The sequence below is a fragment of the Labilibaculum manganireducens genome, from assembly GCF_002843385.1.
GTDB classification, from domain to species: Bacteria; Bacteroidota; Bacteroidia; order Bacteroidales; family Marinifilaceae; genus Labilibaculum; species Labilibaculum manganireducens.
This window is the reverse complement of record NZ_MVDE01000044.1, coordinates 1-23,676: the sequence shown is the minus strand read 5'-3', so window position 1 is coordinate 23,676 and position 23,676 is coordinate 1. Positions and strand designations below refer to the sequence as shown.

General features: G+C 34.7%; 18 protein-coding genes. 11 read left to right on the top strand and 7 right to left on the bottom strand.

All coding sequences use genetic code 11. From position 1 onward, the window contains the following. Positions 1 to 47 precede the first annotated feature (47 nt). From BZG01_RS19215 to guaA, 3 genes are all read left to right on the top strand, one after another. Positions 48 to 1,295 (top strand): C1 family peptidase, encoded by a 1,248-nt coding sequence (locus tag BZG01_RS19215; protein ID WP_218973169.1) that lies wholly within the window; start codon positions 48 to 50, stop codon positions 1,293 to 1,295. A 52-nt stretch (positions 1,296 to 1,347) separates the two neighbouring features. Then, positions 1,348 to 1,608: a SemiSWEET transporter gene (locus BZG01_RS19210; RefSeq protein ID WP_101311465.1), complete on the top strand. Its 261-nt coding sequence runs from the start codon at positions 1,348 to 1,350 to the stop codon at positions 1,606 to 1,608. A gap of 120 nt (positions 1,609 to 1,728) precedes the next feature. After that, on the top strand, positions 1,729 to 3,261 hold the full coding sequence (gene guaA / locus BZG01_RS19205; protein ID WP_101311464.1) for a glutamine-hydrolyzing GMP synthase: 1,533 nt from the start codon (positions 1,729 to 1,731) through the stop codon (positions 3,259 to 3,261). Between the two features lie 83 nt (positions 3,262 to 3,344). Here the strand turns inward: guaA and BZG01_RS19200 are convergent, their stop codons facing one another. After that, on the bottom strand, positions 3,345 to 4,019 hold the full coding sequence (locus BZG01_RS19200) for an Hpt domain-containing protein (protein ID WP_218973168.1): 675 nt from the start codon (positions 4,017 to 4,019) through the stop codon (positions 3,345 to 3,347). A 166-nt stretch (positions 4,020 to 4,185) separates the two neighbouring features. Between BZG01_RS19200 and BZG01_RS19195 the strand changes: the two genes are divergently transcribed. From BZG01_RS19195 to BZG01_RS19180, 4 genes are all read left to right on the top strand, one after another. Then, positions 4,186 to 5,799 (top strand): S41 family peptidase, encoded by a 1,614-nt coding sequence (locus BZG01_RS19195; RefSeq protein ID WP_101311462.1) that lies wholly within the window; start codon positions 4,186 to 4,188, stop codon positions 5,797 to 5,799. A gap of 197 nt (positions 5,800 to 5,996) precedes the next feature. After that, positions 5,997 to 7,160: a THUMP domain-containing class I SAM-dependent RNA methyltransferase gene (locus BZG01_RS19190; protein ID WP_101311461.1), complete on the top strand. Its 1,164-nt coding sequence runs from the start codon at positions 5,997 to 5,999 to the stop codon at positions 7,158 to 7,160. 82 nt (positions 7,161 to 7,242) lie between these two features. After that, complete coding sequence (locus tag BZG01_RS19185) at positions 7,243 to 7,782, top strand: SiaB family protein kinase (protein ID WP_101311460.1); 540 nt, start codon at positions 7,243 to 7,245, stop codon at positions 7,780 to 7,782. Between the two features lie 22 nt (positions 7,783 to 7,804). Then, positions 7,805 to 8,182 carry a DUF1987 domain-containing protein gene (locus tag BZG01_RS19180; RefSeq protein ID WP_101311459.1) on the top strand — a complete coding sequence of 126 codons (378 nt, stop codon included), beginning with the start codon at positions 7,805 to 7,807 and terminating at the stop codon, positions 8,180 to 8,182. Positions 8,183 to 8,282: 100 nt separating this feature from the next. Here the strand turns inward: BZG01_RS19180 and BZG01_RS19175 are convergent, their stop codons facing one another. Genes BZG01_RS19175 through BZG01_RS19165 form a run of 3 tightly spaced genes read right to left on the bottom strand, consistent with a single transcriptional unit; the run spans position 8,283 to position 12,770 of the window. Then, positions 8,283 to 11,351, bottom strand: a complete 3,069-nt coding sequence (locus tag BZG01_RS19175) for an ATP-binding cassette domain-containing protein (protein WP_101311458.1) — start codon at positions 11,349 to 11,351, stop codon at positions 8,283 to 8,285. A gap of 46 nt (positions 11,352 to 11,397) precedes the next feature. After that, positions 11,398 to 11,817: a hypothetical protein gene (locus BZG01_RS19170; RefSeq protein ID WP_101311457.1), complete on the bottom strand. Its 420-nt coding sequence runs from the start codon at positions 11,815 to 11,817 to the stop codon at positions 11,398 to 11,400. A gap of 20 nt (positions 11,818 to 11,837) precedes the next feature. Beyond that, the gene (locus tag BZG01_RS19165; protein ID WP_101311456.1) at positions 11,838 to 12,770 is read right to left on the bottom strand and encodes a hypothetical protein; all 933 of its coding nucleotides are present in this window, start codon (positions 12,768 to 12,770) and stop codon (positions 11,838 to 11,840) included. A gap of 255 nt (positions 12,771 to 13,025) precedes the next feature. On the opposite strand from BZG01_RS19165, the gene BZG01_RS19160 reads away from it, so the two are divergent. Next, positions 13,026 to 15,182: a S9 family peptidase gene (locus BZG01_RS19160; RefSeq protein WP_101311455.1), complete on the top strand. Its 2,157-nt coding sequence runs from the start codon at positions 13,026 to 13,028 to the stop codon at positions 15,180 to 15,182. A 142-nt stretch (positions 15,183 to 15,324) separates the two neighbouring features. Further along, on the top strand, positions 15,325 to 16,656 hold the full coding sequence (locus tag BZG01_RS19155; RefSeq protein ID WP_180327396.1) for an MATE family efflux transporter: 1,332 nt from the start codon (positions 15,325 to 15,327) through the stop codon (positions 16,654 to 16,656). Positions 16,657 to 16,685: 29 nt separating this feature from the next. On the opposite strand, the gene BZG01_RS19150 is transcribed toward BZG01_RS19155, so the two are convergent. From BZG01_RS19150 to BZG01_RS19140, 3 genes are all read right to left on the bottom strand, one after another. Then, positions 16,686 to 18,404: a BamA/TamA family outer membrane protein gene (locus tag BZG01_RS19150; RefSeq protein WP_101311453.1), complete on the bottom strand. Its 1,719-nt coding sequence runs from the start codon at positions 18,402 to 18,404 to the stop codon at positions 16,686 to 16,688. A 351-nt stretch (positions 18,405 to 18,755) separates the two neighbouring features. Continuing rightward, on the bottom strand, positions 18,756 to 19,211 hold the full coding sequence (locus BZG01_RS19145) for a hypothetical protein (RefSeq protein WP_101311452.1): 456 nt from the start codon (positions 19,209 to 19,211) through the stop codon (positions 18,756 to 18,758). A gap of 111 nt (positions 19,212 to 19,322) precedes the next feature. Then, positions 19,323 to 19,886 (bottom strand): DNA-3-methyladenine glycosylase I, encoded by a 564-nt coding sequence (locus BZG01_RS19140; RefSeq protein ID WP_101311451.1) that lies wholly within the window; start codon positions 19,884 to 19,886, stop codon positions 19,323 to 19,325. Positions 19,887 to 20,284: 398 nt separating this feature from the next. Here BZG01_RS19140 and BZG01_RS19135 point away from each other — a divergent pair, with 398 nt between their 5' ends. Continuing rightward, positions 20,285 to 21,031 carry a hypothetical protein gene (locus tag BZG01_RS19135; RefSeq protein WP_101311450.1) on the top strand — a complete coding sequence of 249 codons (747 nt, stop codon included), beginning with the start codon at positions 20,285 to 20,287 and terminating at the stop codon, positions 21,029 to 21,031. A 618-nt stretch (positions 21,032 to 21,649) separates the two neighbouring features. Further along, positions 21,650 to 23,287, top strand: a complete 1,638-nt coding sequence (locus BZG01_RS19125) for a hypothetical protein (RefSeq protein WP_101311448.1) — start codon at positions 21,650 to 21,652, stop codon at positions 23,285 to 23,287. Positions 23,288 to 23,676 lie beyond the last annotated feature (389 nt).

Here is a 23,676-nt window from a genome sequence, read left to right as displayed (position 1 = left end):
GTTTTTTTTTACTTTAGCAGTTCATAAAATTTAAAATAGACACACAAATGAAGCGATTACTATTTATTGGCTTGGCTTTTGCCCTTTGCTCATCAGTAATGGGACAGCAAAAGCAAGATAAATCGAAATTTCAGGAATACAAACCTGGCTATTATCAAAATTCGATTCTGAAGGACATTCGTAATGTGGATGAGCAATTGGAAAGTAAAGATGTTGACAAAAAATTCTTTATGGATCAAAGCTCTTATGAATTGCCCAATAAAGTATCATTGTATAAAAACAATACGGAATGGGCACAACCGACACTTTCGCAGGGAAATACCGGAACATGCTGGTGTTTTTCCACCACTTCATTTTATGAATCGGAAGTGTATCGTTTACACAAAAAAGAAGTAAAAATTTCTGAGCTGTATACAGTGTATTGGGAGTACGTTGAAAAAGCCCGTCGTTTTATTCAGGAAAGAGGAGATTCTCATTTCGAAGAAGGTGCCGAAGGTAATTCAGTTGCCCGAATATGGAAAGAATACGGAGCATGCCCTGAGAGCGAGTTTACGGGCTTGTTGAATGGTCGTAAATTCCATACTCATGCGAAGATGTATAAGGAAATGATGGATTTTCTGAATGGATTAAAGCAAAGTAATGCATGGAATGAGGGGGAAGCTCTTTCAACGATCAAATCGATCATGAATCATTATTTAGGAACACCTCCTTCAAAATTTACAGTGGAAGGAAAGGAGTATACACCACAAACTTATCTTGCTGATTATCTGAAATTAAATATGGATGATTATGTGGAAATTCTTTCGTACAAACAAGAGCCATATTGGGAACAGGTTGAATACAAAGTGCCTGACAATTGGTGGCATTCTAAAGAGTATTACAATGTTCCTTTAGATGATTATATGACTGCTGTGAAGAAAGCTGTTCGTAGTGGTTACACAATGAGTATTGGTGGAGATGTTTCTGAGGCCGGCTTCTTAAGAACAACGAATTGTGCCATGGTTCCATCATTTGATATTCCTTCGGAGTACATTAATGATGATGCGCGTCAGTTACGTTTTTCGAATGGTTCTACGACCGATGATCATGGAATGCATTTGGTGGGTTACTATGTTGATAAGGAAGGTAAAGACTGGTATTTGATTAAAGATTCAAGTTCGGGGTCAAGAAATATTGATGAAAACTCAGCTGAATTTGGATATTATTTCTTCCATGAAGATTACGTGAAACTTAAAATGATGGGATTTACAGTTCATAAAGATGCAGTGAAAGACCTTCTGAAAAAATTTAAGTAATTTACAAACCCCTAAGATTTTCTTAGGGGTTTTGGTTTAACTGAAATAATTAATGGAAACTACCTTTGTGTCGATTTTAGGTTTTGCTGCAGCTTTCTGTACTACCGTTTCATTTATCCCGCAAGCATTACGTGTTATTAAAACGAAACAAACGAAAGATTTGTCTTTGGCAATGTATTCCATGTTTAATGTTGGAATACTTATGTGGTTGATTTATGGGGTGTTGATAGATGCCTGGCCAGTTATAATTGCAAATGTTATTACTCTTGGTTTGACCTTAATAATTTTGGTATTGAAGATAAAGTACAAATAGATTTGCAATCAGGTGTTTTTTGATTCGCGTATTCAAATAATGTAGTTTACGAGAACAAAATTTGTATATCTTTGTACGCCAAATAGGATTACTGAACAACCCCCTCAATTTATAGATTTTATGCAGGAAAAAATTCTGATTTTAGATTTTGGCTCACAATATACACAGTTGATTGCCAGACGAGTTCGTGAATTAAACGTTTATTGTGAAATTCATCCCTTTAATAGTCCTCCTGTTATCGATGAATCGATTAAAGGAGTTATTCTTTCTGGAAGTCCGTTTTCTGTTCGTGACGAAAAGGCTCCGATTCCAAATTTATTAGAAATAAAAGGTAAACTTCCACTTCTGGGAGTTTGTTATGGTGCGCAGCATTTGGCTCATTGTTTTGGTGGAGAAGTTATGGCTTCTAATAAACGTGAATATGGTCGTGCCAATCTTACTTCTGTAGATAACAGCAACGAATTATTGAAAGGCATTAGCTTGAATTCGCAAGTGTGGATGTCGCATGGTGATACCATTGAGAAAATGCCTTCAAATTTTAAAGTAATTGCAAGTACTTCGGATGTAGAGAATGCCGCATTTGCGATTGAAGGCGAGACAAGCTTCGGAATTCAGTTCCATCCTGAAGTGTATCACACAACAGAAGGAAGTATTCTGTTGAAGAATTATATCGTAGATATTTGTGGTTGCCACCAGAATTGGACACCTGATGCATTTGTTGAAACAACAGTTGCTGAATTAAAAGAAAAGCTGGGTAATGACAGAGTAATTCTTGGCTTATCGGGAGGTGTTGATTCAACGGTAGCAGCTATGTTGGTACACAAAGCAATAGGTAAAAACCTGTATTGTATTTTTGTTGATAATGGTTTGTTGCGTAAGAATGAGTTTGCCGATGTATTAAAAAAATATGAAACTTTAGGATTGAATGTGATTGGTGTTGATGCGGGAGAGAAATTTATTTCTGCACTGGCTGGTGTTACCGATCCTGAAACTAAGCGTAAAATAATTGGTAATGCCTTTATTGAGGTTTTCGATGAAGAATCTCATAAAGTTGAAAATGCCAAATGGTTAGGACAAGGAACTATTTATCCTGATGTTATTGAATCAGTATCGGTATCCGGAGGACCGTCGCAAACCATTAAGTCTCACCATAATGTTGGGGGATTACCTGATTTTATGAAATTGAAGGTGGTTGAGCCATTAAAGTTGCTTTTTAAAGATGAGGTTCGAAGAGTAGGAAGAAGTATGGGATTGGAAGATAAATTTATTAGTCGTCATCCATTTCCAGGACCTGGTTTGGGAATTCGTATTTTAGGTGATATTACTGCTGAAAAAGTTCGTATTCTTCAGGAGGTTGATCACATCTTTATCTCAGGATTGGTAGAAGATGGATTGTACGATGAAGTTTGGCAGGCAGGAGTGATGTTGTTGCCGGTTCAGTCTGTTGGTGTTATGGGAGATGAGAGAACTTATGAAAGTGTTGTTGCCTTAAGGGCTGTTGGGTCTACAGATGGAATGACAGCAGATTGGTCACATTTGCCTTATGAATTTCTTGCAAAAATTTCGAACAAGATTATTAATGGAGTGAAAGGTGTCAACAGAGTTGTTTATGACATAAGCTCAAAACCACCGGCAACTATCGAGTGGGAATAATACTCTACAGTAAAGGCTAAAATATATATATTGCAACGCAATATCTTCGATTGAAGGTATTGCGTTTTATTTTAATTGAAATGTTAGGATTTGAATTGATCTTGGTTGTCAAGATAAAATTTGCGGGTATTCTCAATATCAGTAATTAATTGATTTAATTTTTGAACTGATAATTCCTGATCGTTATCTAAAATATGTTTTTCCAATTCGATAATAGTAGTTCTTGCAGCTTCCATAGAGAAGTTTGCCAATACTCCTTTTAGTTTATGAGCAGCATCCTTTGCAAGTTTAAATTCCCCGTTATTTAAAGGAGTTTGAATGTCATTAATTCGGGATTTCCAAATTTCAAAAAACTTTTCGATTACTGTTTGTATAAATTCACGATTGTTGTCAACCCGTTTAAAAAGATCTTTGAAATTAATAATAGCGACTTTTTGATCACCTCTTTTTATTTCTTTTGGAAGATCGATTAGTTTCAGTATCAGTGATTTTAAATTGAGATTTTCTGGAAAGAACAGTATTTTATTGTCTTTGCAAAGCTGCTCTTCTTCAGGATTAGTGGTAATAATAAGAAGCTTATTATTTTTTGGAATAGTATTTGCGGAGTAGCTTTTTACAGATTTAACAGACTGATTTAATTCAATAGCATTTTGGTCATCTAACTTATATTTTGAGATAATTAAATCAAAATTTTCATCGATGATTAATTCAATTGCTTCCTGTCCTGTGTTACAATTTTCAAAAGCTATTTGAGTCATTGAATCAATGTTCAGTGAATTATGAAAACCAATTAAAAGTATGTTCGGTTTATGTTTCATATTTGTATTTTACAATACCTGTATTTCTTATAAAAATTGTATCTTTCGGTGACTTTTTGAAATTTAAAATCAATTTGCGCAAAATTTATTAAAAAGCATAATTTATATGAGTAGTAAGAAATTATTTTTGAGGAACGTGGTTTCTATCTGTTTAGTCGGCCTGTTTATGTATGTCGGTGGACTTAAGGCTCAATCAGTAAAGAATCAAGCGATAAAATATCAAAATTTGTTGGCATTAATCGATGCATTCTATGTTGATACAGTTAGTCTTGATCGATTAACAGAAGATGCAATTGTTAAAGTGTTGTCTGAATTAGATCCGCATTCGGTTTATATAAGCAAAGATGAGATTCAGGAAATGAATGAACCATTGCAGGGAAGTTTTAGTGGAATTGGCATCCAATTTAATATTTTGAGAGATACATTAATGGTTGTAGCAACCATTCCTGGTGGCCCGTCAGAAAAGGTTGGTTTACGTGCCGGCGATCGAATATTAAAAATTGATAACGAAAATGTTGCCGCTGTTGGATTAAAAAATAATGATGTTCGTAAAAGCCTGCGTGGAGATAAAGGAACAATTGTTAGTCTTGTTGTAAAGAGGAAGCGCGAAAAAGAATTGATCGATTTTGTAATAACAAGAGATAATATTCCTATCCATAGTTTGGATGCAGCTTACATGATTAATAATCAGATTGGTTACGTCAAACTTAATCGATTTGCTGCAACAACTTCGGAAGAATTTCTGGAAGCTTTAATTAAATTAAAGGCTGAAAATATGCAGGATATGATTCTCGATCTAAGAGGTAATGGTGGCGGTTATATGCAGGCTGCAATTGAAATTGTTGATCAATTATTCGAAGCTGAGCAATTAATTGTTTATACTCAGGGTTTAACAAATCCAAGAAGGGAAAATATATCTACTGCCAAAGGTATTTTTAAAAATGGGAAAGTTGTTGTGCTTCTTGATGAAGGATCTGCATCTGCATCGGAGATTGTAGCAGGGGCAATTCAGGATTGGGACAGAGGCTTAATTCTTGGCCGCAGATCTTTTGGAAAAGGTTTGGTACAACGTCAGTTTCCATTGTCCGATGGATCTATGATTCGTCTTACCACAGCTCACTATTATACTCCGACAGGAAGATGTATTCAAAAGTCGTATGAAAAAGGTTTAGAGGATTATCATCTGGATATATTGAACAGATATAAATCAGGCGAAATGATAAGTGCAGATAGTATACACTTTCCAGATTCGTTAAAGTATAATACATTAGTGAAAAAGAGAATCGTTTATGGAGGAGGAGGTATTATGCCTGATATTTTTATACCTATTGATACAACGGCTAATTTTAAATATTTCAATTTATTGGTTCGGAAAAATGTAGTTTATCCTTTTGTTGTGAATTATATGGATCGGAATTTGAAGAAGTTGAGAAATAAATATGCAAACTTTGAAGATTTTGATAAAAACTTTGAAGTCAGTGAAGAGATGCTTCAAGAGATCGTTTCTATGGGAGAAAAAGAGGGGATAGAGAAAAATGAAGAGGATTATCTTGCTGTTGTTGATGATTTGAAGCTTCATGTAAAAGCACTTTTGGCCAGGGATTTATGGGAGAGTTCTGAGTATTATAAGGTCGTAAATAAGAAAAATGATTTTATATTAAAAGCGGTAGAGGTTTTGAGTAATCCAAAGATCTATCAGAAAGAATTAGCGAATGAATAAGTAATGATACTAAGCCGAAAGTTTAACTTTCGGCTTTTTTTATTAATATCTTCTCGAAAACCTATGTTTTTAAGAGCTAAAGATTAATTTTGTAGCCGAAATGCGGATCGAAAGCTTTGGTTTTTGAAATGAATAAGGAATTGTTTTTCTTGTAACCGTTATTTGAAATAATTAAGAGACATTAAAAAAAGAAAGTTTTGAAAACAGACTCGGGTAAATTCAGATTAATTGCAAAAACCTTTCAAGGGTTAGAGGAAGTATTGTTTCATGAGTTGGAACAATTAGGTGCAGAAGAGATTAGAATCTTAAAGCGAGCTGTGAGCTTTGTTGGAGATAAAAGCTTAATTTATAAAGCAAATCTTCATTTGAGAACAGCAACCCGGGTTTTGAAACCAATCCATAAATTTAATGCTAAGGACACAGATGAGTTGTACAAAGGGATTCAGGAGATAGACTGGAGCGAGTACATCACACATCGTGAAACAATTGCCATTGACAGTACTGTAAGTTCAGAAGATTTCAAACACTCTAAGTTTGTAACCTATCGTGTAAAAGATGCTATTGTTGACCAATTCTTCGACAAGATTGGAGATCGTCCAAATGTTCGGGTGGTTAATCCAACCCTAAGAATTAATATTCATATCGATAAAAATACCTGTACTGTTTCTCTTGATAGCTCCGGAGAATCATTACACAAAAGAGGGTATCGTGTTGCAGAAACAGCAGCTCCTCTTAATGAAGTTATGGCCGCAGGTATGATCTTGTTATCTGATTGGGATAAAAAGATGAATTTTATTGACCCTATGTGTGGTTCGGGTACCCTTTTAATTGAAGCCGCTCTTATTGCATATAATATTCCTCCTGGATTGTATCGCAAAGAATTTGCTTTTCAAAAATGGAAAGAATATGACGAAGATATGTGGGAAGATATCTATAACGAAGAAACTGAAGTAGAATTTGAAGGGAAAATAATGGGTTCAGACATTTCTGATAAAGCAGTGGAGATTGCCGAAGCAAACATTAGAAATGCGGGCTTGCGAAGAAAAATTGATTTGAAAATTACTCCATTCCAGCAATTTGTTCCACCTATAGAGAAAGGTTTGATGATTACAAATCCACCTTATGGTGAGAGACTGAAAATTAAGGATTTGGAAGGATTGTATTCTATGATTGGAGAGCGTTTAAAGCACAATTTTGCTGGATATGATGCATGGATATTGAGTTACTCTGAAGAGTGCTTCCATAGCATTGGATTGCGTCCTTCCCGAAAAATAACGCTGTTCAATGGTCCATTGGAATGTAAATTTCAAAAATATTCAATGTTCGACGGAAAAAAGAACGAAAGATATAAAAAGGAGTAATTAGGAAAATTGATTCCATATCTCATCAGCTCAACGATATTTTATTATATTTGTCCAGCGGGTAACAATAATTATATTATTTATGAACTTTGATCTAAACCAGTGGTATTCCGAAAAAATAGATGAAGATGCTATTTTCGACTATATGGGGCGGATTGAAGATGAGGATGTTACTGATATTTTACACTCGATTGAACAAATTTTGAAAGATAGAAATGAACCACCAAAGCTTTTCAAGAAAGTTTTTAATGTATTGGTTGAACTGGTTCAGAATTTACATCACCATGGTGAGGTTCCTTCTGAATTAGATGTTTCCTATGAAAAATTTGGTGTTTTAATTTTACGTGATGAAGGAAATCAGTACAGAATTTGTGCAGGGAATTTTATTAAAATTGATGGATTAAGACTTATTCGAGATAGAATTGATCAAATTAATACATTGTCTTCGACAGAAACTCAAAGTTTATATAGGATTATCTTAGAAAACGACCAATTCTCTGAAAAGGGTGGTGGCGGACTAGGAATGGTTGACATTGCAAGAAAGAGTGGCAATAATATGGAGTATCAGTTTTTTCAATACAACCCTAATTTTTTGTTTCTTGCTATAGATGTAATTATTTAATAACAATCAAAAATAGATTTTCATGAATTCACTTATTATAGAAGGTAGCCCTAAAACACCAAACATAAATTTTGATGGAGATGAAGGTTCTTTTTTAATTTCCGGGCGATCAATTCCAGAGAATTCCTTAGATTTTTATAAGCCAATTATTGAGTGGCTTGATACCTACATTAATGAACCAAAGGAAGCTACGATCGTAAATATTAGACTTGAGTATTTTAATACCAGCTCTTCGAAATGCTTGCTGGATGTCTTTAAAAAGCTTGAAGTTATATTTAAGCGTGGACAAAAGGTTGGAATTAACTGGTATTATGAAGCGGATGATGAAGATATGTTGGAGGCTGGTGAAGATTATCAGTCTATTATTAAGATTCCATTTACAATGATAGAAGAAGAATAGTATATTTTAAGATATATAAAAACCGCAAGTTTTCACTTGCGGTTTTTTTATGAATTGAAATCAGGCTTTTTTTGAATTTGATAAATCGATTTTTGAAGATTTATCGTTCGTATTTTTTCTTGTTAAATTTTTGATCAAAAACACCTAATAGTTTCTTGAATAAGCTATAATACAGAATAATATACAGCGAAAATGTCGAGAGCCAAATAACGATGATATTTACCCAGTAAGTGTCGAAATATTGTCCAAATACCCTTTTCTGAGGAGCATAAAAGTGTGCTTTAATAAAACTTCCTTCTGGATTCCTGTAAATAGGATCAATTTTTTGGAATAATTTCCCTTTGTATTCAATAATTCGTTCGATATCGTTCGAATTTCTAACAAACTCAGTAAGGCCATCATTCGTGTATGATTTTTTCATGTTCACAAATGCCTGCTTGTCTAAAAATCCTTTTTGCAACTTGGTTAAGCGTTCATCCTTTTTACGATTCGAGACGTTGTATAAATTGATGTAGTATCGGTTCAATTTACTAAAATACTCCCGAGTCGCTTTAATAACGTCAGCGTTTAATTTTTGAGGATTGAGTTGATCTAAGTTATCAAATGGAATTGCAATTTGATCAAGATCTTCTATCGAAAGTTCGTTATGAAGGAGTAATAAATTTTCGGCAAGTTCCTTCTTTTTATCTGGTAATTTAAGATATCGTTCGCTGGTATTTAATTTGTTCTTAAGTATAGGAAGCCAATAATTTTTACGATAATCTGCTTTACTCATTAACTTTTCGTAGACGTAAAAATTAGCCATATATTCGTTGTCTTTGTATTGTTTTACAGCTAAAGCTTCATAAGCCCAACGAGCAGTTATTATTTCACCATACCAGGGAATATTATTCGGTGTCGAAATGGTTGGATTAAGTTTATCAAATTTTACAATTATACCACTTAAAATTAGCTGTGGTATTAAGATAAAAGGAATTAAAATGTAAATGGTAATCACAGTTTTAAAACTGTCAGATATGATTAAACCAAGCATGTTCGCAAAACACCAGGCACTGAACAGAGCAAGCCAATATTCAAAAAACATTCCTTTAATTTCCAGAATAGAATTACCTATTATCGTAAATAAAAAGGCTTGAAAGGCTGATATGGAGAACAGAATAACAATTTTTGAAAGTAGATAACTAAACTTGCTTAAGTTTAAAAACCGTTCCCTTTTAAGAATTTTTCGATCTTTAATAATTTCCTCAGCACTAAGAGTTAAGCCAATAAACAGAGCAACGATTACCGACATAAAAAGATAAACGGGAAGGTTGCTGTTGTTACTAAATGTATAACCTAAATCATTGGCAACATCAATATTGTAAAATTTAATAATATAGCTTAAAAGAAATGCCAATAATGGTGTTTCAAATAAATTAATAAATAAGTATTGGCGGTTCGCCAGTTTGGAAATTACATCCCTTTTTACAAATACACTAAATTGTTTAAAGATATTTGGAATTTTGAATGTTACCGGAGGAAGTTCTGTTGTATCCTCAATAGACTTGTTCACACCGACATATTCGTGATATTTTTTATACCATTGAATTGGAGATACCTTTCTAACCTGTGTAGGATTACCGTATTCATCCAACACCTCAGATTCAATAATATTAAAAATCTGGTCAGCATCAACGTTACCGCATGATGAGCATTCACTCTCGGTGCGATTTGCCCGCATTGTTTGCGATTTGAAATAGGTTATCGCATCAAGTGGGTTCCCGTTAAAAATCAGATAACCACCAGTATCCAAAATTAACAAGCGATCGAACATTTTAAATATATCCGAAGACGGTTGATGTATTACGACAAAAATCAACTTCCCTTTTAATGCTAAATTTTTAAGAAGATCCATAATCTTTGCCGAATCTCTCGATGATAAACCTGAAGTTGGTTCATCAAGAAATAATACGGAAGGTTCACGAATCAATTCCAAAGCAATATTTAACCGCTTTCGCTGTCCGCCGCTGATTTTTTTATCCAATGGATTTCCCACTTTAAGATTTCGGGCATCGTACAAGCCTAGATCTTTAAGTAAGTTCAATACAATTCTAATTAGTTGAAAAGTGCTGTATTTGTCGAAGCAAAGTTTGGCATTAAAATATAGATTTTCGAAAACAGTAAGCGATTCTATTAATAAGTCATCCTGCGAAACATGACCAACAACACCTTCCAATTGGGATTTATCGGCTACAATGTTGTATCCATTAATCTCAACAATTCCATCACTGGGATTTTCTGACCCATTTAAAACATTTAAAAGCGTTGTTTTACCTGCACCACTTGATCCGATAATGCCAACCATTTTTCCTGACTCTTCCTTGAAAGAAAGATCATGAATACCAATATTATTTTCTTTAAACCGGTATTCAATATTTTTGGCTTCGAATACAACCCTTTTGTGTTCCTGATCGCGATGAAAAGTAGTGGCAATATCACTAAAATAAATCGGATTAATTTTCGGATTTCGTATGGATGAACCTTGAGTTAAAAGATGTACTCTCTCCGGATTAAGATTCTGCCCGTTCATGATTAGCTCTTCAATTCCCTTGAATCGCAACACGAACATATCTACTCGCTTAAGACGAAGAATTTTAATTTCACCTACGAAACCTTCAGCATAATAATGTTCTCCTACTTCAAATACTTTGTTCTCATTACTAACGGTAAGTAAACGTACGGATCGGGTGATTTCATCGAAATCATTTAGAACAAAATTCTTTAATCGATCATAACTTCCAAGAGGAAGGTTAAAGGTTTCTGCAACAGTTTCAACAAATGCGAATTCTTGATCACTAATTTCTTTTTCCAATTTTAGGAATTCCAACAACTGAATGAGGACAATAACCTTTTGACGGACAATGAGTTCTTCGTTTATTTCGGTGCATATGCGAAGCACTCTCACCGAGCTTGCCGAAGTGTATTTTTTAATTTTTGTGGTTCTTGTAGTACGCTTCTGGTTAGCCTCATAGTGTTGATCATATAAGCTAAGATATTCCTCAGCAGTTTCTTGATCAAGTTGTTGCTTGAGATATTTGGAAACCATTCTTCGCCTTTCAATTGCTGAACTTTTTGGGTGAGCAATGATTGCAAATAGCTGCATTAAAGCCTTAAGAATTCGTTCACTCATAGAATGTGAAAGTTAGTGGTGTGTTGTGAGAAGAGGTGAACGGATATTATTGTTTAAATCCGATTAGGAGAAGGACAAATCCGGATGTTACTTCTTTCTGATTTAATTTGGCTTCAATGGTACAATTTATCGAGTTGGTAAATTGAAAATCCCAGTAAGGCGAGTTCTTATGATCCTTATTGGAAAAAAGCAAATGATTTTCCTCATCGTAAATTGAGAAGATTACATTTTTTTCCATTTTGCCAGTGGCTCCTACAATTCGGTAATAGTTATTGGCATAAAAGGTTGTGTGAAATTCAGCAACTTCACCACCCGATAGAAGGGCTTTATATTGTTGGCCATCGGATATAAATTCAGGTTCCAGATATTTTGTGCAGTTTTGCAATGTAATATCCGATTGCGCATTAGAGTGAAGGCTAAGACCTGTAAATAATAATATAAGAATAAGGGTATAGAAGCGATTCATAAGTCGTTTTTTTTAATGGATTACTTGATGATGTAGTTACGAATAACACTTACTTTATCAGTAATTGAAGCTAATTGTTCTTTATTCATCACCAATTCAGATTTGCTTTTTACAATTGTCAGTTTGTTTTTAGCATCAGTAATTGGAGGAATATATGTGTATTTATCTTCTATTTCATCAAATGTGTAGGCTAAATCGATCAATCGATCAACCAAAAAATAGAAGTCTTTAGATTCATTGGAATAGGGTACTAAAAGTTTTATTAAATTCTCAAGAGGTCTTTTCTGCTCTGAAATCCGAGTCATTAATTCTTTGTTTGGACTCGTCTTGATTTGTTGGGTTAGAATATAAACCGATTCTATCCAACCACCTGCTAAGATTAAAGCTCCGGTATTTTCTCTGTCATTGGCTTTTAAATAATTATCGATTTTACGATAGGTAGTACTTACAATAACGAGCAAAGAGTCTCTATTTTCAATATTTTTCTCAATACGTTCAATTGTAGGTTTATCCATTGCGTTGTATAATCCAATTTCCTGAGAAATGATTTTTAAAACCGCAAAATAACTTGCTGCATCCTGAGTTTGACGATAGATGTTAATGTATCCTAAATCAGATCCGTAAATGCCGAAATTTACAGCTTTACTAAAATTTTCAACATAGTCGCTTGCTTTGCTTGTGGTATGCAATAAATCTTTATTGTAAGGAATTCCCGATTGCTCAAGAAGCAATGAGATTTGATACGGAGATGGCAGACTGAAGAGAATATTATTGTATTTAAAAATATTCGCAGACTGATCTATATCTTCCATGATAGCAGCTTCTGCAGCGATCTCGTCAGCGGCAACATCATTCTCAGTCTTATTTTTGCGTAAAATAAAAAATGTTACGATTGCAGCAATAGAGATTAAAATAAGAAATTTAATACTGTTTGGTATTTTGTTCTTCGGCATATTGTATAACTTAAAATTTATTAAGCCAATTTAGAAAGAATAAACTACTTCTCAAAGCTTAGTGTATGCTACACTACTGATTCGTTTTGCGAATTTACTATTGATTGAGTTTTTCGATCTTACTTTGGATTTTGTTCAAAGTAATTGGTGATTGTCTCGGTTAATTATTCTTTCATTATTACTCTATTTCTACTAAAAAGGATACATTTGGAGACGAATTTTTTGAAAAGAAATATAACAACAACAAAAAACACTATGAAAAGAGTATTCCTTCTAACCTATTTACTAATCATTTGTGCCCTTTTTACTGCTGCAGATGCTCAAACAAAGAAATTGAGTATGGAAGACGCTATTTTGGGACAATGGGGAAAGTTTTATCCTGAAAATTTATCTCAATTATCGTGGAAAGGCGAAAGTAATCTGATATCCTATGTTTCAAACAATGAAATTATGGTGGCTGAACCAGATGAAGAGGCTAAAATTATTTTTACATTATCGGATTTAAATGTGATATTAAAATCGGCAGGAAACAAAGAATTAAGCAGATTGCCGCGGTTTTCATGGATAAGTAATGATGTGATTCAATATTATAATCAAGGTAATTTTATTCAAATCGATCTGCTCAATAAGAAGCTTGTGTCACAATTGAAAATTAACTCTAAGGCGGAAAATGCTGAATTTTGTGCTGTTAATTCATCTGTTGCATATACCATTGAGAATAATCTGTATATAAGCGGTGCAGATGGAAATGAAGTGGCTGTAACTTCGGATCAGGATAAGAATTTGGTTAACGGTCAGACGGTGAGCCGGAGTGAATATGGTATTAGTGATGGAATTTTTTGGGGACCAAAAGGAAAATGTTTGGCTTTTTATCGGAAAGATGAAAGTAATGTTACCACATTTCCATTATTAGATATCAACACACGGGTTGGCGATTTGAAGGAAATTAAATATCCGATGGCTGGCATGGGCAGCGAAACGGTGAGTTTGGGTATTTATAATCTGAAAGAGAAATCGACAGTATGGATTCAGCCTGATGATTTTGGAACGGATCAATATTTGACAAATATTACTTGGGGGTCAGATGGGAAATTTATTTACATTCAGGTTTTGAACCGTGCTTCGGATCATGCTAAACTGAATAAATACGAAGCAGCAACAGGTAAATTTGTAAAAACACTATTCGAAGAAAAAGATGATCGCTGGGTAGAACCTTCCCATGAATTGATTTTCTTAAAAAATAATCCAAATCAATTTATTTATCAGACCAATAACCGGGATGGTTTTAATCATGCTTATTTGTACGATACGGATGGAAAATTGATCAAACAATTGACATCAGGTGATTGGGAAATTACGGAAATTTTGGGTTTTGATAAATCAGAAAAGAACCTGTTTTTTGTATCAACGGAAGTGAGTCCTATTGAAAGACATGCATATAAATTGAATTTAAAAACGGGCAAGCGAATTCGCTTAACAACAGAGGAAGGAACTCATGCAGTTCAACCAAGTGCCGATGGTAAATTTATTATTGATAATTACAGCAGTTTAAATGTGCCGCGAAAAATCAATATTGCTGATGCAAAAGGCAAAGTGATAAAGGAATTGGTGAATGCTGAAAATAAGCTGACTGATCATGATTTGGGTGAAATAACTTTGGGTACCATAAAATCCGCAGATGAAAAAACTGATCTGCATTATAGAATGGTTAAACCAGCAGATTTCGATCCAAATAAAAAATATCCGGTGGTGGTTTACGTTTACGGGGGGCCGCATGCGCAATTGGTAACTGATAATTGGTTGGGAGGTTCCCGTTTATGGGAGCAATATATGGCTCAGAATGGCTATTTAATCTATGTTTTGGATAATAGAGGTTCAGCAAATAGAGGAAAAGAGTTTGAAGCCATTATCCACCGTCAGTGCGGTCAACCCGAAATGGCTGATCAAATGAAAGGTGTAGAGTTTTTAAAATCATTACCCTATGTTGATGCTGATCGTATTGGCGTTCATGGATGGAGTTATGGCGGTTTTATGACCATTTCCTTAATTACAAATTACCCGGATGTATTTAAAGTTGCTGTAGCCGGTGGTCCGGTAATTGACTGGAAATGGTACGAAGTGATGTACGGAGAGCGTTATATGGATACTCCGGAAGAGAATCCGGAAGGATATGCTATGACCTCCTTACTTGCAAAAGCAAAAGATTTGAAAGGAAAACTATTGATCTGTCAGGGCGCAATTGATAATACTGTGCTATGGCAGCATAGTTTAAATTTTATCCGGGAGTGTATTAAAAACAATGTTCAGGTTGATTATTTCCCTTATCCTTGTGCCGAGCACAATGTAAGAGGGCGTGATCGTATTCACTTAAAGCAAAAGGTGAGTAATTATTTTGATGATTATTTGAAATAAGAGAGGCTGGTTAGTTATAAAAATAAATAAATCGTCATTCCAATTCCGATATTTTTCGGCAATTTTGGGGTGACGGTTTTTTTGTTCCTGAAGTGTCACTCATTATGATTTTAAGTGTGTATACATTAAATAAAATATCAATTTGAAAACGCAAATCAATTATAGAAGTATCTGGAAAATAGCTTATCCTATTATTTTAGGAAGTGCAGCACAAAATATAATTGCTCTTACCGATACTGCATTTTTGGGGCACTTAAGTGAAACAGCTTTGGGGGCTGCGGCTATTGCAACAATATTTTATTTTGCGGTTGTAATGCTTGCCTGGGGGTTTGGATTGGGAGCTCAAATTGTTATTGCAAGAAGAGTGGGGGAAGGAAATCTCAAACTTGTTGGCAAAACCTTCGATCATGCTTTGTATTTTTTATTGTTTTTGGCGGTATTGCTGGTCGTTTTTATGGAATTACAAGCTCCGCCTATTCTGAAGACTATTGTGAAATCGAATGCAATATATAATGCCAGTATCGATTACATTTCTTACCGGGCGTGGGGAATCCTGTTTGCATGCGTAAATTTATTGTTCAGAGCTTTCTATATTGGAATCGCAAAAACAAAAATAATTGGCTGGAGTACCATTCTGATGGCAATTATTAATATCTTTTTCGATTATGTGCTGATATTTGGAGAGTGGGGATTTCCTGAAATGGGAATAAAAGGTGCAGCCTTTGCTTCTGTAATTGCCGAGTTTTGTGTTATGCTTGTTTTTATTGCCTATACTCTAAAAAGAGTACCTGTTAAGACTTATGATTTATTCGGTTTTGCAAAAATTGATTGGGAACTTTATTCGCGGCTAATTAAAGTATCTTTTCCCATGATGATTCAGAATTTTTTGGCTCTGTCGTGTTGGTTTGTTTTCTTTTTAATGGTAGAAAGAATGGGGCAGAGAGAGTTGGCAATTTCAAATATTATAAGAAGTATTTATGTTTTGATGATGGTTCCGGTTTGGTCTTTTGCATCGGCAGCTAATACTTTGGTGAGTCAGGTTATTGGGGAAGGACATTCGGCGGAGGTTATGCCGGTTATTTGGCGGACAATTAAGTTATCCTTTCTTTCGGTTTTAACATTGGTTGGTATCTGTATTATTAATCCCGAATTAATAATTTCAATTTATACCGAAGAGCTGGGGTTGATTGCTGATACAAAACCGGTTTTGTACGTGATTTTTGGTGCAACTTTAATTTTTCCAATTGCAGTGACTCTTTTTCATGGTGTTTCAGGAACAGGAAATACTTTTCATGCTATGTTGATTGAGATTGGGGTTTTAGTATGCTATTTGGGTGGAGTCTATCTTTTAATAGCAGTTTTAAAATTACCAATTTCAGGAGTGTGGACTTCGGAGTATTTTTATGGCGGATTTCTTGGTTTGAGTTCCTGGTTGTACCTTAAATTCGTTAATTGGAAAGAAAATAAGATTTAAATTTTTAGAGAATAAGAAATTCCAAAGAACTATTCAAAAGGAATTACTTCTGGTTGAGAAACTCTAAAGTTGTTGAATTTAGGTCTTTCTTCTCCGGATAATTGATATTCGAACTGATTAAAATCGGAGGGCGCTTTTGGATAAAAAGCAAGGCGCAGCTGTATGGTTTTAAATACCAGATTTTCGTTGCGCAAACGAATACCAAATCCTACACCGTAATAGAATTTTTCCTTAAGAATGTTCTTTTTATTACTGCCTATAAATCCCATGTCGGCAAAAGAGTAAAAAGCAAAACGAAAACCCCCTAAAGTATAAGGTGTAAAGGCAACAGTTTCCAGATTAAGAACTAATTTCTGAGTGCCTGTTACATCTTCTTTTGAAAAACCTCGTATTCCTGTATCAGTAATTAAGCTTATGAATTCTTCTGGAAATCTTCTTATTCCCAGTGTATATTGCAAATCTGCAAAATTACGAAGACGAAGAGATCCGAGATTACGAATGCGACTGAAGAACTTTGTTTGACCAAGCAGGACACCCTGTTCAAACCTTTCTGAATTAAAATATCCGCCAAGCGCAACCCGGTTAAAGAAATAAGTTCTGCTTTTTTGAAGGTAAACTGCTTTTTGGAAATCAAAACCCAAATACCTTCTATAGGAGTATTCCCGGTCTTCGTACCCCATGGTAAGCTGTGCTAAAGAACCATATGGTATATCCTCAGTTCGTCCAAAATTGTAAATTAAATTACTCTTGTAATATTGAATTTGACTTAAGCTTAAACTAGCCAGATAGAGAATATTATTGTGGAAAAATTGATTTAGTGTTGGACCAACTTCAGGTCTTTCGAAAAATTCCCGACCCGATATTCTTCCTGTTATATATAATTTTCTTCGGGCAAATTGTTTTCCCGATTTAATTTTATAAGAACGCCCGAACCAAATATTTCCATAATTAAAATCCAATGGTATTTCGTTAATAATCGGATCATCTTTTTGAATTTCGTCCGATCTCATGGTTTGCGAGAGGGTAAAGCCTCCGGCATATTTGGTATTGTAGGTTGCGAAACTTCGGTCCAAATCTATTTGAATAACCGATTTTTCATAAGTGTTTTGGTAGGTAAAAGTGGCATCAATATATGATTTTCGGATATTTCTAATTTTATATCTCCCTGTGTAACCATATTTCTGATCTTTGTTTGAATCAAATTCAAAACTATTGCTAAATTCATGTCCCAATCCGTAAAGATTTCGATTGTATATTTCAAAATCGGTAGAGGTTAGGGAGCCAAGCTTCATATTTGCTCCCCACGAAAACTGATCTTTAACCCACAATTGAAGATCGACTAATTTACGGGAACCCAATACTGGAACCACTCTAAAGTAAGCATCCTTAATGTATGATAATTGACGGATTAGTCGTTCATTATCAGCTAGATTATATGGATCTACATCATCACCTTCGTTTATTCGTAACAGTTTGCGTAAATGGTTTTTCCGACTGGTATTATGAAGTTTATTTCCGGTTGTTTCTATCCAGGTTGCTGCAACTTGAGTTGTATCATATAAAGTAGGCCCAAATGGTTTTAAAACCCGAACAGTAATGTTTCGTATTGTTTTACCTCGATACTGCACGAAAGCGGTTTCGCTGCGTTCTGTTTTTATCGTATCTGTTGGATTTAGTTTGTCGGGCGAGATAAAAAACAAATTGTATAATTCCTTGGTGAACTTACGCTTGCCGGCACCCTGCTGCAAAGAATTGTAAAATTTAGATCCATTTTTCGAATTGTTTTTAAAACGTTTTTCTCTTACGGTATCTAATAGAAAAATAATTGTATCTCTGGAAATGATATAGGTGCTGTCCTGTAATTTGGCATATTGTTTTTTTTCAGCAAGCGTATCTCTTCGCGAAATCCTTTGCCCATTTGCATGGAGAAGATTTCCTATCGAAAGAATAAGAATCAGACAATATGTACCTATTTTACGAATGAGTCCAAATTTTAATTACAAAGAGGATGACCTTCTCCCAAAGATATATAAATTGTAATTTGATTTATGCGTACCAAAGTACAAGAATCATACCTTAATAGGTCCGAAATAGTTGAGTTATTTTAATTCGTTGATAGATATCAATTTTTTGTTGAGCTGATTTATACTTTCCTCAGTCCATTTCCATTTGCCTTCTTTTCTTATTTCACCCGCTAAAAACTTTCCTTTAAAAAGCTCAATAGTCTCTACCGCACTTCCAAAACCAAATCGTTTCAATCCCATTTTAAAAACAATTTTATCGTACTTTATATTTTCTTTTCCACGGAAAAATATTAAGTAATAGTAGAATAATCCTATTTCGGCTGAGTGATCATCGAACTCTATTTTGTAAACGATTCTGTTCCTTTTTAAAAGTAACAACAGCACGTACATGCATAGCACAGTAGTTAAATAAACCACGTTTATGCCTACAAAAAACAGGATAATAACAATTAGAAGTGCCAGTAAGGAAAGTTCCTTTTTTATTCTTTTTCCCAAAGGGTATTCAATAGGGTCTAATTCAAATTTTTCCATTGCTTATTTTTTGCATAGTTAGCAAAATAGCACACAGTAATCAAGATGAAATGAATATTAGTTTTTCTGATATATAAGTTTGCCCCTCACTTCGGTCAGGGGCAATTCTTTTTAAACCGATTTGTATCGAAAGCAATCCGTAGTATGATCGTTTACCATACCCGTTGCCTGCATAAAGGCATAACAAATGGTGGGGCCAACAAATTTGAACCCTCTTTTTTTCAGGTCTTTGCTCATAGCTTCCGATTCGGGCGTAGAGGCAGGAACTTCCGACATGCTTGTCCAATGATTCTGAATGGTTTTTCCATCCGTAAAGCTCCAGATGTAGTGGTCGAAAGAGCCAAATTCTTTCTGAACTTCGAGAAATGCCTTTGCATTTTTTATGGCAGAAGTAATCTTTAGTTTATTTCGGATGATCCCTTCGTTTTGGAGCAGTTCATCCACTTTCTGCTGCGTATAATTTACGATTACATTCGGATCGAAATAATCGAAGGCTTTGCGGTAGTTTTCCCGCTTGCGCAGAATGGTAATCCAGCTTAAACCAGCTTGCGCACCTTCCAGTATCAGAAATTCAAACAACATTCTGTCATCGTGCAAGGGCACTCCCCATTCACTGTCGTGATAATCGCAGTACAAGGCATCATTGCCTGCCCATGCGCATCGTGTTTTGCTCATTTTGCTTCCTTTTTAGCTTCCCGATAAAGATAAAAAGAAAGTTCAGACTTATCTCTTGCTATCCGGCTTTAGCCAATTAATTTGTTTTCGGTTCCCCTTCGTGGATGTAAGGCATCTGTTTTTGATATTTGGTTTTATATCGGAAGTGCAATTTTATTTTAAGATTTTTTAACATTCAATTATGATCTGTTTTTATTAGCTTTAAACTTGCTTAGCCGAAACATAACAAAAAATAAGAGAAATAGTCTCTTGTTACAATGTAAGGCGTAAAATCTGTCGATTGAAAATGGATTGCTTTGCGGGCTGATTCATTAAAACAGATTGTTCTCTCATTTGCTTCCTGTTAAGGGAGTTTGATTAATTTATCTTTTAAACTTTTATTTTAAAACTGGTAAAATATGAGCAATGCTAATTATTTGGCTGCTAACAGAGAAATTATTGAGGCATTTCCAGCCGAAAGGATCGTTGTTATTCGGGTACCTGTAATGTATGCAGTGCAGGAAGCCGAAAACTTGTATCATTGGGCTAAAGTGGATCTGCCGCAATTAGAAAGTGTAAACATAACTGCCGATAGTTTGGCCGAACTTAATGTTCGTTCGGGGGCTTGCCGCGAGGCGCAGTCTCTTTGGATTACTAATCAGAAATTGGGAACCGAAGCTCAAAACATGTGGAACGAAGCTTCGCCTGCCGCTTACAATTTGCGCGATGAATTGATTCATACATTTCGGTACGCATTTCGTGCAAACGAAAAGCTGTTGGCTCATGTAAATTTAATTGCAGAGGGCAACGGTCACGCCGATATGATTCAGGATTTAAATGACTTAGCCGTGTTGGGTAAGAACAATGAAGACCTGCTTACTGCAATTCATTTTGATCTTGCAAAATTAGATCTGGCCGCAGCTTTATCGTCTGATATGGCCGATTATCTGGCAGTTGCCAACGGCAGTAAACAAACAGGCGATGAATCGAAGCTGCTGCGCGATAAAGCCTATTCTTACTTAAAAGAACAGCTTGATGAGATTCGTGCTGCGGGGAAATTCCTGTTCTGGAAAAATCCCGAACGCCTGAGTGGATACAGCAGTGATTACTGGCGAAAGAAAAACGCTTCCAAAAAACAGGAAGATGCCGCAGAAGTAAATGCTTAATGCAGTACCACAAGTAAAAACTCCACCAAAGTGGAGTTTTTTTTTGTCTCGGTAGCTTTGCAGGCCAGGTAAGTAAAGTTTTAGGTCATTCGAGTACTGTTTTACTTGATGCGAGTACTGTTTTTTGGCATACGAGTTAAGCGTATTGCCATGCTGGTAGCTTTTAACACTCCCAAAGTTGAACAGGATAGGAGTAAAGACAACAGGAATACAAAAAACATCTATCCGCAGAAGAAAAACGGATACTTGTTCGCCGAAAAGAACTACTTGCCGGCACAAAATTTAAACACTTTACCTGCCTGCTGATGTGTAAATGCTTATTTATATTAATTAAAAAGGGTTTTGGATATAATAAGCAGCCCTGTTTTGTTCTAAATAATTAAATTTATGCATCGATTAAAAAAAGGTATGGAGATTAAATCCCTCAATCATTTCCTTTTTCGTGGAAGGGTGTATAATCTCTTGCAAAAAACAAGAGTCTGTTAGATGTAATTTTAGCAGATAACAAAATGAATAATAGTAACTTACGCAGAGTAGCAGATAAGTGATATAAGACGCATAGCGTCTTATCCACTTGTTAGGGGCAAGCAAAAGAGACCTCGTACATAAATCAAACATATGGACATAAAAGAAATTGCATACCGAATAAATGAAATTGGAGCTTCCGATAATAGCGAATTTTTAAAAATCCAAGAAATAAGAGCTAAACACCTTGATAAACAGCCAAGGACGTGGAGCCCATTTGCATCATACAGCATTCAAGATAATTATGCTTTTCATTCTGGAGGTAGAGAAGAATTACAATTTAATATAGGACAAGATTACATAAACGAAAAGACTGTATTTCGTTTTGGGATTGCTTTTTCATTAGAGCAAGGAACATCTTTGACAGATGCAATAGGTGTGTTTAAGGAGGTAAAAGATAGATATAATCACTTCCTAAAAACTAATCCCGATTTTTTTAAAGATTTTTCGTTTTGGCATTATGAGCATGGTAATTTTGGCGAGTTCTACAATTCGGTCAAAGAAATAGATGAACAACTTTTTAGAGTAGGTAACTTTATTTTTATCGGTAATTATATTGAAAAAGAAGTTCATGAAATAAATGACTCAGACATAAAAACTATACTTAAAGCATTTGATTATCTATTACCAGCTTATGAGGAGATTCAATTTGGTAAAACGGTAATCAATGAGAAAAGAATTTCAAGATTAGCTTATAATTCAAATGGTTGGGTAATGCCATCAGGGCCATATGGAAAGAGTAACCATAAAGATTCGCATGAAGCAAATTATGGTTATGGTCATGAGGAATGGTTATTTGATACTAGTAAGCTTATAGATGGTTACCATTATGGTTTCTTAGAACCTATCAGAAAACAACAAGACGCATATCTTGGACATAATTTTAATGTGTGGCTTTACACAATTGATGGAGTGAGTAAAAGTAGATATTGGGTTGGAGAGATTAATAATCTTGAAGTGATAAATCAAGAAAAAGCTAATTCAATTAAATCAATTTATAAGAAAAATGGTTGGTTGAAAGAAATGGAGGAACAGATAGTTGAATCTGGTGCAAATAATAGAGGATTTTCTGATTGGGAAGGAGTCGATTTATTTAATGTCAGATTTAAACCTAAAGATTTAACAGTTAATGACCCTTATTATGAACTACAACTTAATCATCCCGTAATTGGATTATCACGTTATAATTTCTCACATTTCAAAGATGATTTTAAGATTACCTTAAAAAATGAAAGTCAGGAACCTTTTTCTTTTAGTCCAGATAAAGATGATTTAAACACAGAGGAATCCGAGGGCGTAAAAAGAACTCAACACAAAAGAGAACCAAAAACGATTGAAATTACATACTTACATAAAGCAATAAGCAAACAATTGACAAAGATTCTAAAGGAAAAATATGGACAGTTAAGAGTAAAAGCAGAACACCCAAGTGGAATTGGTGCGAATAAGGTTGATATTGTTGTTGATTCAGAAAAAGAAGGACTTATATTTTATGAGATAAAAACATACAATGCAGTAAAATCAAGTATTAGGGAAGCTATTGGACAGCTATTTGAATATTCATTTTGGCCAAATGTTGATAATGCAAAGCAACTTGTAATTTTAACTCAAAAACACAATGATTTAGATGAAGTTAAAACTTACTTTAGTCACTTGAGAGAAAAACTTGGAATACCGATTTATTATCAGTGGTTTGATATTGAAAAGAATGAATTATCGGAAAAATATTAAAATAGATGAATGCCAGCCCCTAACAAAATGTATAACTAATGGCAGTGTTCATGAGGGTTTCAGCTGTTTTGTCCCGCATCAAATTTGGCTACAGGCTGACAATAGATTGCGCCGCAAACTGCCCACTAGTCATACACGCACCGTTCATTGGGAACGGTGCAAGTCCAAATTAATAAATAAGAAAATGGATAAATGGAATGTTTTAGAATTGGTAATGAATGTTATCAGTTTATTTGCAATATTATATTTGTTGTTCTTTAAAACAATAGTTCGTTAAGTTTTATGCAGCTATTAAACCAAAATTATTGAGTTGCCTGACTTTTTCTTTATTTTTCTTCGTGTTTGGGTTTATCCCAAACACAATTAAAAATCTATCCATTAGTAATTGA